Consider the following 11327-nt stretch of genomic DNA (forward strand, 5'->3'; position numbering starts at 1 on the left):
GGACCCCCCCCGCGCCGCGGCGGCGCCCCCCCCCTCACCCCCACTCCCGCTCACCCTCCCCGGGGCCGCCCCCCTCCTGTCCGGCCCGCCCCGCTCTGCGCCGTTGCCCGACTCCCTGGATGACCAGGACCGAGGTTCGGACACGGCCACTGATCCATATGTGCACCGTACTGTCCACCCGGCGGACGAAGCGCTGCTCAGTGACGGTGTCGGCACGTCACCCGTGTCGAGATCCCGACTCGTCCACCACGTGCCCGTTCCCGCCCACTGCCCCCACCGGCGCTCCTCACCGAACTGGAAGACCCTGAGCGCGAGGGGTTCCACCGAGGTGGACCGATGCGCCCCGCGGATGGGATGGGGATGCGGACGCGGACGCGAGCACGCACAAACCAGTTCTGCGCGGCTGCGCCACGACTGGTGGCCCCGTGATCACTCGTCTCTTCTGTCTGTCCCGGCCGGCGACGACGCGCAGCACGCCACGCCCCCAGCACTCTGGTTCGGAAACAGTCGCTCACCCGGATGTCGGCGGGTCCGTGGGCACGTTGCGGCCGGTGGGGGCTTCGGGCGACTGGCCGCCGCGCCAGCGTGGGGTGACCGGCCGGTGGGCGGCGTTCCTCCCGTGGGCCGCGCGCTCCACCTGACGGCGCAGCCGGTCCTGGAGCCGGTCGGTGACCTCCTGGCTGGTGGCCTCCTGAGCGTGAACGAGCACGGGGGAGGCGCCCACCCGGAGGTCCGCCACGGCCGACCACGGGTGCTCGGCGTGATGGGCGGCCGCCTTGGTGATCCTCACCTCGCCGGTGACCGCCGGCAGCCCCGGCCGGTTCACGACGGCGTCGATCTTGGAACGGGCGTACACGAGGACCTCCTCACTGATCTCGCCTTCCGCCCGCACCCGGACAACGGCGGCAATGCCGCGAGTTGCGGCGTCCCTGCCAGTCATGCCGACCACTCCTTCTTGTTCTCGCTGTGTGCCGGCTCCAGTCTTTCGCCGAGAACGACCGCGCCCCCAGGGCCGACCGGGCCCGGCGACAGGGCCACGAGGGCCGTTCGTGATCACAGCCGGTCCCCTGAGGGGCGGCGGATCCGGCTGCCCCGGGCGCATTCGCCGTGGCCGGGCGCAGCCCATGACGCGGCGATCGGCTGGTGGGTCCGGCGTGCCCGTGCGACTCGCGGGCTCACCGCACTGCCGGGAGACGAACCCGTCCACGAGGTCTGGCACCGGCCCTCGTTGTGCACGTGGACGCACCGGGGTCGCGCCCAGCGTCGGGCGGGGCGCGCCGGGTGTCGGACGGGTCATGCCTGACGTCGGTCACGAGGGGCCGGGCACGCCGACAGTGTTGACGATCCGGCTGTTGGAGAACCGGGTGCGAGGAGCGGTCAACAGCGTTCGGCGGCCTCACCGACCGGTTCGTCCGTACGGGACAGGGCGGTGCCGGCCGCGCGGCGCGCGCCTCTCGGTGGCGTTCTCGGTGCGGGCCGCGGCGGCTGGTCGCCGGCACTGGGTGAGGGTGTGCCGGGCGGGGTGTGTCACCGGCTGTCGCTGCTCTCTGTCCCTTCCAGGGCGGCCCGTCCGGCCTCCAGGCGTGCGACAGGGACGCGGAACGGCGAGCAGGGAGACGTAGTCGAGCCCGGCGGAGTGGAAGAAGTGGACGGAGTCCGGATCCCCGCCGTGCTCGCCGCACACGCCGATCTTCGGCTCGGGCCGTGCTGCGCGGCCCTCGGCGACGGCGATCCGGACCAGCCGGCCCGCGCCCTCGCGCTCGATCGTCTCGAACGGCGAGGTGGCGAAGATGCCCTTGTCGAGGCAGGCGGAGAAGAACGCCGCCTCCACGTCGTCGCGGGAGAAGCCCCAGGTGGTCTGGGTGAGATCGTTGGTGCCGAAGGAGAAGAACTCCGCCTCCTCGGCGATCCGGCCCACCGTGAGCGCGGCCCGGGGCAGCTCGATCAACGTGCCGACCGGGCAGTGGACGGGGATGCCGGACTCCTCGGAGACCTCGCCCAGCACCCGTTCCACCTCTTCCCGCTCGATGCGCAGTTCCTGCACGGCGCCGACCAGCGGCACCAGGATCTCCGCCCGGGGCGAGCCGCCGGCCCGCGTGCGTTCCACGACCGCCTCGGCGATGGCCCGCACCTGCATGGCGACCGGTCCCGGGACCACCAGGCCGAGGCGCACGCCGCGCAGGCCCGGCATCGGGTTCTCCTCGTGCATGCGGTTCACGGCGTCGAGCAGTTCGGCGTCGTGCCGGTCGGTCACGTCGCCACGCGCTACGTCCGTCTGCCCGACGGCGACGGAATCACCGTCTGCCGGGAACTGCGCTCGCGCCTGCCCGACCTGGCCTGCCTGATGCTGACCTTCGACGACGAGGAGGCCCTGCTCGACTCCATCATGGCGGGCGCCGCCGGCTACGTGCTGAAGCAGATCCAGGGCTCCGACCTGGTCTCCGCCGTCCGTACGGTCGCCACCGGCCAGTCGCTGCTCGACCCGAGCGCCACCACCAGGCTGATGGCCCGCCTGCGCCACGACCAGCACAAGGAAGAGGAACCGGACGCGCTGCCCGGCCTGACCGACCGGGAACGCGAGATCCTCGCCCTGATCGGTGAGGGCCTGACCAATCGCCAGATCGGCCAGCGGCTCTACCTCGCCGAGAAGACCGTCAAGAACCACATCTCTCGCCCCGCTGGCCAAACTCGGCGTGGAGCGCCGTATCCAGGCCGCGGTGATCGCCACCCCGGCCCAGGAACGGCTCAGGCACGACGGCCACTGAGCCCCGGACGGGGTGGGCTACCCGGGACCGAACGTCCCCCGGCCCGCCCCCGTACGGCCCAAGCTCGATCCCCTCCCCGGCCCGCAGGCTGGCAGCGCACACCAGACGTGAAGCGATCGGGAGGACGACGGACATGACCGTACGCGTGGGCATCAACGGCTTTGGCCGCATCGGACGCAACTACCTGCGCTGCGTGCTGGAGCGTGCCGAGACCGGCGCCGGCAAGCCGGTCGAGGTCGTCGCCATCAACGACATCACCTCACCGGCGACGCTGGCCCACCTGCTGGCCTACGACTCCACGTACGGCCGTATCGGCCGCACCGTCGAGCACGACGACGCCTCGATCACCGTCGACGGGCACCGCATCGCCGTGACCGCCGAATGCGACCCGGCCGCCCTGGCCTGGGCGGACTTCGGCGTGGACGTCGTCATCGAGTCCACCGGCCGCTTCCGCACCCGCCAGACGGCCGGAGCGCATCTGAGGGGCGGCGCCCGCAAGGTGCTGCTGTCCGTGCCCGGCAAGGGCGTCGACGCCACGATCGTGATGGGCGTCAACGAGGACACGTACGACCCCGAGAACGACCACGTGGTCTCCAACGCTTCCTGCACCACCAACTGCGTGGCCCCCATGGTCAAGGTCCTCGACGAGCACTTCGGCCTGGTCAAGGGCTTGATGACCACCATCCACGGCTACACCAACGACCAGGTCGTCCTCGACGGCCCGCACAAGGACCTGCGCCGCGGCCGCAGCGCCGCCGTCAACATCATCCCCACGTCCACCGGCGCCGCCCGCGCCGTCGGCCTCGTCCTGCCCGAGTTGGCGGGCACCCTGGACGGCAGCGCCGTACGGGTCCCGGTGGAGGACGGGTCGCTGACCGACCTGACCGTGGTCCTGGACCGGCCGGTGAGCGTCGACGAGGTCAACGCCGCCTTCCGTGAGGCCGCCGACGGGCCGCTGAAGGGCGTCCTGCGGGTCTCCGACGCCCCGATCGTCTCCCGTGACGTCGTCGGCGACCCGGCCTCGTGCGTGTTCGATGCCCCGCTGACCCAGGCGCACGGCGACCTGGTCAAGGTCTTCGGCTGGTACGACAACGAGTGGGGCTACACCAACCGGCTGCTCGACCTCACGCAGTACGTCGCCGCCCGCCTCCCGCAGAGCTGACGGGCGAGGGCTGAGGCGCCGCAGCGTGGCCGCCGCTGCAGCGACCGCCCCGGTCGGCGGCCACGGCCGCCGACCAGTACGCATGCTCCGGGACCGGCTCAACTCCCGCCCCGCGTCTGCGCGTACCGCCCCTGGAGACAGCCCGCGTGTTCCGTTCCCGGGTCCCACTCGCCCCCATCCGGGCGGTCTCGAACATGGAGTAGTGCATGTCTGACGCCCAGAGCCCGGCGGGCAGCCGGTCCCCGCTTCGCGGATCTGCCCGATCACGCGGCCGGGAGGAATCTGCCGGTCTCGGCTACGCTTCGCGTGCGGGCGGGAGCGCTCATGGGCAGCCCGTCGTCCGCCTTCGCCACGAGCGGGTTCAGTTCGCCCGGATGCGCAGCTCGCAGGACCGGGTCGCCGACGCGATCACCGCGTTCGCGGGGACGATGGGATTCGTCTACATCCACGCCGTCTGGTTCACGATGTGGATCGGGCTGAACGAGGGTCTGCTGGGGAAGGCGGGCGTCTTCGATCCGTATCCGTTCGGGCTGCTCACCATGATCGTCAGTTTGGAGGCGATCTTCCTGTCGACGTTCGTCATGGTCAGCCAGAACCGTCAGGCGGCGCGGGAGAACGTACGGGCGGATCTGGACTTCGAGACCAACCTGCGCTCCGAGGTGTGGTCGGTCCACATAGGAAAGGTGCTGGGCCTCGACCCGCAGGAGGTCGAGCAGCATGTCCAGGAGATCATCGTGAAGAGCAGGGCGGGCATCGACGGCACAACGCACGGAGTCCCGGTCGACCCCCAGGACCTCTGATATCGACGCCTCGGCGTACGGCATCACCCGGGGGCGAGCGCGTGAGGCTGTTCCTACGCTTGACGAGCACGCCCTTGACCTGGCGAAGCGTCCCTACGACCTGCGCCACGCCGGCATCTCGTTCTGGTTGGCCTCCGGCGTCGACCCCGCAGAGTGTGCGCCCCGGGCTGGGCAGAGCATCCAGGTCCTCTTCCGCTATTACGCCAAGTTCCTGGCTGATGCGCGGAACCACGCCAACACCCTGATCGACGACTCCATGCGGCGATGGGAGGAGGCAACGGACGACGACGGTGCGGAGAGCGCCTTGGCGGGACCTTGACCCGGAAATGCCCCGGAACTGCTGGTCAGAGCCGGGATACGGGTGGGAGATATCGGAAGTAAGGGCGTGTTTCGACTCGCTGCTTAGATGTGCGCCGAGGAGGGCGCCTGCCGGGCATCTGGCCTGGTCAGGCGCCCCATTTCCTGCGCCTAGAAGAAGCCCAGCTTCTTCGGCGAGTACGACACGAGCAGGTTCTTCGTCTGCTGGTAGTGCTCCAGCATCATCTTGTGCGTCTCCCGGCCGATCCCGGACTGCTTGTAGCCGCCGAACGCGGCGTGTGCCGGGTACGCGTGGTAGCAGTTCGTCCAGACGCGGCCCGCCTGGATGGCGCGGCCGGCCCGGTAGGCGGTGTTGATGTCGCGGGTCCACACGCCGGCACCGAGGCCGTACAGTGTGTCGTTGGCGATCTTGATGGCGTCGTCGAAGTCGTCGAAGGAGGCCACCGAGACGACCGGGCCGAAGATCTCCTCCTGGAAGATCCGCATGCGGTTGTCACCCTCGAAGATGGTCGGCTGGACGTAGTAACCGCCCTTCAACTCCCCGTCGTACTCAACGCGTTCGCCGCCCGTGAGGACCTTCGCGCCCTCCTGACGGCCGATGTCCAGGTAGGAGAGGATCTTCTCCAGCTGGTCGTTGGAGGCCTGGGCGCCGATCATGGTGTCGGTGTCGAGGGGGTGCCCCGGCTGGATCAGCCCGGTGCGGGCGACCGCCGCCTCGACGAACTCGGCGTAGTGCCCGCGCTGGATCAGTGCCCGGGACGGACACGTGCAGACCTCGCCCTGGTTGAGGGCGAACATGGTGAAGCCCTCCAGCGCCTTGTCCCGGAAGTCGTCGTCCTGTGCCCAGACGTCGTCGAAGAAGATGTTGGGCGACTTGCCGCCGAGTTCCAGCGTGACCGGCTTGATGTTCTCGGAGGCGTACTGCATGATCAGCCGCCCCGTCGTGGTCTCGCCGGTGAACGCGACCTTCGCCACCCGCGGACTGGACGCGAGCGGCTTGCCCGCCTCCACGCCGAAGCCGTTGACGATGTTCACCACGCCCGGCGGCAGCAGGTCCGCGATCAGGCTCATCCAGTAGTGGATGGACGCCGGGGTCTGCTCGGCCGGATTGATGACGACCGCGTTGCCCGCGGCGAGAGCGGGGGCGAGCTTCCAGGTTGCCATCAGGATCGGGAAGTTCCACGGGATGATCTGCGCCACGACACCGAGCGGCTCGTGGAAGTGGTACGCCACCGTGTCGTCGTCGACCTCGCCGAGCGAGCCCTCCTGCGCCCGGATCGCGCCCGCGAAGTACCGGAAGTGGTCGATGGCGAGCGGGATGTCGGCCGCCAGCGTCTCGCGCACCGGCTTGCCGTTCTCCCAGCTCTCGGCCACCGCGAGGGGTTCGAGATAGGCCTCCATCCGGTCGGCGATCTTGAGGAGGATGTCGGACCGCTCCGTCACCGACGTACGCCCCCACGCGGGCGCGGCCGCGTGCGCCGCGTCCAGGGCCCGTTCCACGTCCTCTGCGGTGCCGCGCGCGATCTCGGTGAACGGCTGACCGTTCACCGGGGACGGGTTCTCGAAGTATTGCCCGCGGGCCGGCGGCACGTACTCGCCGCCGATGAAATGGTCGTAGCGCGCCTGGTAGGAGACGATCGCGCCCTCGGTACCGGGCGCCACGTAACGGGTCATGCTGGTCTGCCTCCTTCAGAAGCACTGCCCGCCGTTGGGCAGCTCCCGACCGGAGCGTAGGAAGGCGGACGTTGCAACCACGTTGCGCGGCCGATCAGCGCCTTGTCCGGTGGCCGGGCACCGCCAGCTCGGACTCCAGGGCCGCCAGGCGCGCCCGTACCGTCGCCGTCGGCCGAATCACGGCGAGCGCCCGCCAGACCTGGAGGTCGTCCTCGCCCCAGGGCGCGTGCGCCCAGTCCGCCAGCAGGTCGGGATCGCGGTGGGCGATCAGCGCCGAGCGCAGTCCGTCGGCGAGCAGCCGCCGGAGCCGCACCACCGCCGGGGCCTGGGAACCGGGCAGCAGCGGACCGGAGTACGCCACCGCGGCCGAGGTGACGGCACCCGCCTCCAGGCGCCGCTCCACCACCGCGACATCGGACTCGACCGGAGCGGTCAGCCGGTACGGCCTCGAGGCGAGCAGCCCCGGGCCGAGCAGCCTGCGCAGCCGGGCCAGTTCGGCCCGCAGCGTCACCGGCGTCACCGACTCGTCCTCGTAGAGGCCGCACAGCAGCTCGTCGCCGGTCAGCCCCTCCGGATGACGGGCGAGCAGCACCAGTAGCTCGCTGTGCCGACGGCTGAGCCGGATCCGGCGGCCGTCCAGCAGGAGTTCGGCCTCGTCGCGGCCCAGCGCCGACAGCACCGAGGTCTCGTCCGCGGGGCGCGTCGGGGCGAGCAGCGCGAGCTGAGACTCGGCGGCACGCGCCACCGCCTGGACGAACCCCAGGCTGTGCGGATGGGCCAGCTCGTCGCCGCCGGTGATGTCCACGGCACCGAGCAGCCGGCCGGTGCGTGGATCGCGCACCGGCGCGGCCGCGCACGTCCACGGCTGGACCCGGCGGATGAAGTGCTCCGCCGTGAACACCTGGACGGCCCGGCCGACGGCGACCGCGGTGCCCGGTGCGTTCGTCCCGACCGAGGTCTCCGCCCAGCGCGCGCCCGGGACGAAGTTCATCCGGTCGGCCCTGCGCCGGGTGCTCGGATGGCCCTCGACCCACAGCAGCCTGCCGTGCGCGTCGCAAACGGCCAGCAGATGCTCGCCGTCGGCCGCGAACGTGCCCATCAGTTCCCGGAACAGCGGCATCACCCGGGCCAGCGGATGCTCCGCCCGGTAGGCGCCGAGGTCCCCGTCCGTGAGCTCCACACTCGCGGTCACCTCAGGCTCCACGCCCGCCCGCGCGGAACGCCGCCACGAGTCCGCCACCACCGACCGCACCGGCCACGGCACGGTGCCGGCCGTGGTGAATGTCTCGTGCGCCCGGCGCAGCACCCGTACGCGCTCGGCAGGGTCGGCCCCCGGCTCCAGGGCCACCCAAGGATCGGACAACTGGGCCTCCCCGGACGGCGATGCGGCTGGGGACATCGTCACGCGCGGTGTTCGCGCCGACAACTGTTTCGACTTCGGCCTAGTAGAAATTGACCAGTCTGATGTAGCGGACCCAGTCCCAGTCCGGTCCTGGATCGGTGTGATCGGTCCCCGGTACCTGGTAGTGCCCGATGATGTGCTCCCGGTCCCTGGCGATGCCGTACTTGGCGCAGACCGCCGCGGTCAGCTTCGCCGACTGCTCGTACAGCGCGTCGGTGAAGTAGTCGGGCTGGTCCACCCACCCCTCGTGTTCGATGCCGACGCTGCGGGTGTTGTAGTCCCAGTTCCCCGCGTGCCAGGCGATGTCGGACTCGTCCACGCACTGCGCCACGTGCCCGTCGGCGGACCGCACGACATAGTGCGCGGACACCTGTTTCTTCGGGTTCCGGAAGATGGCCAGCGTGTCGGCGTACGTCTCCTGCGTGACGTGGATGACCACGCGGTCGACGTGATAGCTGCCGGGGCGGTCGGACACCGTGTAGTTGGAGGTGCTCGCCGGCTGCCACTCGGCGAGCGGGTAGTCGACGGTCTTGGACTGCGCACCGGCCCGCGGGTCGGGGAGCAGTGCGTGGGGGACGACGGCGAGGGCCGCGCCCTTGAGGAACCGTCGCCTGCTGGGGAGCGGTGTTGCCCGGTCCATGGTAGGTCGCCTTTCGGGAGTGGGGGGTCTGCGGGGCACCGAGGTCCGGTGGTGCCCGGGAGCAGGGCGTGGTGGTCAGCCGCGCAGGCTCTGTGCCGTCTCACGCAGCCGGGTGTGCGGCCCGCGGTAAGTCTCGCGCTCCGGCAGCCAGTCCTTGCGGAGCCCGGCCACGTCCGTGTGGTTGGTGTCGCACGCGTTGGGCAACGGTGATTGCGCCGGCTGGGTTGCGAACCGGCAGACGGCCATCCGGACGAAGCCCTGGTCGCGTACCGACAACTGCGCCAGGTCCGGACGGGATATCGGCGAGGCGGTCCATCGTGCACAGGTCCAGGACCATGCCGGGCTCGATCCGCGGCACGGACGGCTGCGCACCGCCGAACGTCCGGGTGCTGCCGGGTTCGGGACGCACCGTCGGGGTGCGGGGGCGGTCATCGCTGCAGTACTCCTTTCTGCCGGGGCGGGGGAGGCGGGTTCGTCGAAGGCGAGGGCGCAGAGGAAGTGGAAGGTGATGGTGAAGGAGAAGGAGAAAGGTAAGGAGAAAGGGAAGGCGAACTGAGGGGGGATGCGGGCGGTCGCGGCCCTTCGGACGGGGTGACGCCGTGTCAGTCCGGGGCCCTCCGGTCGCTGCGCCCCGCGTGAATTACGGTACGACGCCTGCGGGTTGGGCAGATGCGACAAGCGCGGATCGGTGGATGACACCGGAGCTGTGGACAAGTCGGTCCCTCGTTCGAGTGGTCAACGCCCGCCCCGAGGGCTCCGGAACCCCTGAACTCCGTACCCTTGTGCCCCTGTGACGGTCCTGTGACCGGAGGAGTGGCTTCCGCCACAGCCTGTCGTGATCGATTGCTGATCGACTCGGCGGATGCGTGTCACGCCTCTCGCACTGTCCGCTGCCTCAGCCGGTCTTCTGCTCCTCACGGCTTGCGGCCAGGTAACCGGCCCGGCTCACCGGGCCGTTCGCGACTCCGCTCAGCGGGCCGGTGGTTCCGCGTGCGGCACCGGGGTTTCCTCGAAACCCGCAGCCGCCCGGGCGCCGTCGGACGAGGAGACGGGCGGTGTCAGCGTTCCGGACCCGGTGGTCGGATCGCGGCAGTGCGCCACCTTCGAGGTGACCAACCGGGAGAAGGAGCCGTTCACCTACGCCGTCACCTTCAAACTCCTGTCCGACCCCGGCGCTGCCCCGGAGTTCAGGTCCGCGACGGTGCGGTCCGTCGCCCCCGGCCGGACGGTGACGAGCACCGTCGATCTCACCACCGACTCGGTGGACACGCCGGAGCGGTCGCGCGTGGAGATCGCGAAGGTCAGGAGCGTCCCCGTCGACGAGGCACCCGCTCCGGGCGGGCCCTGCCCGCCTTCGGGAGTGCGGGTGTACGCCGACGACGGCGATGCCGCGATGGGCCTCCGCGTGGTGACACTCCATTTGGAGAACTGTGGTACGGATACGTACCGGGTCGACGGCTACCCCCGGGTGAGTCCGCTCGGCGAGGATCACCGGCCGGTGGATGGTGCGCGAGTCCTGCACGACGGTTCGTCCATCGCCATGAGCACAGGAGCCGACGGCCCGCCGCGGCCCCTGGCACTGCAGCCGGGGGAGCGCGCGTACGCAGGTCTGGTCTGGCGCAACACCGTACTGTCCGGCACGCCGGTGAACGCCCCCTACGTCAGGGTGTGGGCCAAGCGGGGTGCCGCGCCGGTGACGGTGACACCGGAGCTGGACCTCGGCACGACGGGAAAGATGGCCGTCGGACCGTGGAAGAAGGGCGACTGAGCCGGAGTCACACGGGCGTCCCTTCGCGCAGATGGACGACGGTCCCGGACTGGAGCCGCGTGCTGCGCGGTGAGCGTGGGCAGCCGTGCGGTGAGTGGGAGACGGTGCGTTCCGGCAGCCGGGAACCCGCCGGGCCGAAACCGGACCTATCACCCTGCGTGGCGACCTTGGATGCCCTCGGTCGAACCGCGGCCGAACTCACCGAGCCCGGCCGCCGGGCGCGGTCACCCGGTCACGCGTGCTCCGCCACCGCCGCCGGATCGTCGAGAACGGCCCGCACCACGGAGTGCGCGGCGCCCAGCAGCGGACCCTCGGAGCCCAGCCGGGACACCGACACGGGACAGGCGGGCCCGGCCGTCCGGTCGGCCAACTCGTCCTCCAACGACGGCAGGAGCCAGGGCGACAGCCCGGCCAGCGCGCCGCCCAGCACCACGGACTGGGGGTCGAGCAGGTTGACCGCCCCGGTCAGGGCGATCCCGAGCGCCGTGCCGGCGTCCCGCAGGGCCCGTCGTACTCCCTCGTCGCCGTCCTCCGCGCGCCGGGCCAGCAGGCCGACGAGATCCTCGCCGGGTTCCAGGCCGGCCGCGCGCAGGACCGCCTCCTCGCCGGCGTACTGCTCGAGGCACCCGCGCCCGCCGCACGGGCACGGCGGCCCGTCCGGCCGGACCGGCACATGGCCCAACTCACCGGCGAAGCCGCGTGTGCCGCGCAGCAGCCGCCCGTCGACGACGAGGGCGGCACCGATGCCGATCTCGGCCGAGACGTGCAGGAAGTCCCGCGGGGTGCCGTCGCCGAGCC

General features: G+C 71.2%; 9 protein-coding genes and 2 pseudogenes. 4 read left to right on the top strand and 7 right to left on the bottom strand.

Going from position 1 to position 11327, the window contains the following annotated elements; all coding sequences use genetic code 11:
- Positions 1–511: 511 nt before the first annotated feature.
- Together ACFW2E_RS27895 and ACFW2E_RS27900 are read right to left on the bottom strand one after the other, a co-directional pair.
- Entirely contained in the window at positions 512–940 is a 429-nt protein-coding gene (locus tag ACFW2E_RS27895) for a hypothetical protein (RefSeq protein WP_384469825.1), read from the bottom strand.
- A 587-nt stretch (positions 941–1527) separates the two neighbouring features.
- Positions 1528–2266 (bottom strand): annotated as a pseudogene (locus tag ACFW2E_RS27900) (putative PEP-binding protein); the annotation flags it as partial.
- Between ACFW2E_RS27900 and ACFW2E_RS27905 the strand changes: the two are divergent.
- From ACFW2E_RS27905 to ACFW2E_RS27915, 3 genes and pseudogenes are all read left to right on the top strand, one after another.
- Positions 2255–2765: pseudogene (locus ACFW2E_RS27905) on the top strand (LuxR C-terminal-related transcriptional regulator); the annotation flags it as partial. The pseudogenes ACFW2E_RS27900 and ACFW2E_RS27905 overlap by 12 nt on opposite strands.
- Positions 2766–2898: 133 nt before the next feature.
- Positions 2899–3927 carry a type I glyceraldehyde-3-phosphate dehydrogenase gene (gene gap / locus ACFW2E_RS27910; RefSeq protein WP_384469826.1) on the top strand — a complete coding sequence of 343 codons (1029 nt, stop codon included), beginning with the start codon at positions 2899–2901 and terminating at the stop codon, positions 3925–3927.
- Positions 3928–4301: 374 nt separating this feature from the next.
- Complete coding sequence (locus ACFW2E_RS27915; RefSeq protein WP_384469827.1) at positions 4302–4727, top strand: DUF1003 domain-containing protein; 426 nt, start codon at positions 4302–4304, stop codon at positions 4725–4727.
- 468 nt (positions 4728–5195) lie between these two features.
- Here the strand turns inward: ACFW2E_RS27915 and ACFW2E_RS27920 are convergent, their stop codons facing one another.
- The 4 genes from ACFW2E_RS27920 to ACFW2E_RS27935 form a co-directional block, all read right to left on the bottom strand.
- Entirely contained in the window at positions 5196–6719 is a 1524-nt protein-coding gene (locus tag ACFW2E_RS27920; protein ID WP_384469828.1) for an aldehyde dehydrogenase family protein, read from the bottom strand.
- A gap of 94 nt (positions 6720–6813) precedes the next feature.
- Positions 6814–8118: a GAF domain-containing protein gene (locus ACFW2E_RS27925; protein ID WP_384469829.1), complete on the bottom strand. Its 1305-nt coding sequence runs from the start codon at positions 8116–8118 to the stop codon at positions 6814–6816.
- Between the two features lie 43 nt (positions 8119–8161).
- Entirely contained in the window at positions 8162–8761 is a 600-nt protein-coding gene (locus ACFW2E_RS27930) for an N-acetylmuramoyl-L-alanine amidase (protein ID WP_384469830.1), read from the bottom strand.
- A 75-nt stretch (positions 8762–8836) separates the two neighbouring features.
- Complete coding sequence (locus ACFW2E_RS27935) at positions 8837–9037, bottom strand: hypothetical protein (RefSeq protein WP_384469831.1); 201 nt, start codon at positions 9035–9037, stop codon at positions 8837–8839.
- 799 nt (positions 9038–9836) lie between these two features.
- On the opposite strand from ACFW2E_RS27935, the gene ACFW2E_RS27940 reads away from it, so the two are divergent.
- Positions 9837–10529: a DUF4232 domain-containing protein gene (locus ACFW2E_RS27940; protein WP_384469832.1), complete on the top strand. Its 693-nt coding sequence runs from the start codon at positions 9837–9839 to the stop codon at positions 10527–10529.
- Between the two features lie 232 nt (positions 10530–10761).
- On the opposite strand, the gene ACFW2E_RS27945 is transcribed toward ACFW2E_RS27940, so the two are convergent.
- Positions 10762–11327: ROK family protein (locus tag ACFW2E_RS27945; protein WP_384469833.1), on the bottom strand; the 566-nt coding region annotated here is incomplete at its 5' end.

This window comes from Streptomyces sp. NPDC058964, assembly GCF_042741275.1.
In the GTDB taxonomy this organism is placed as follows: Bacteria; Actinomycetota; Actinomycetes; order Streptomycetales; family Streptomycetaceae; genus Streptomyces.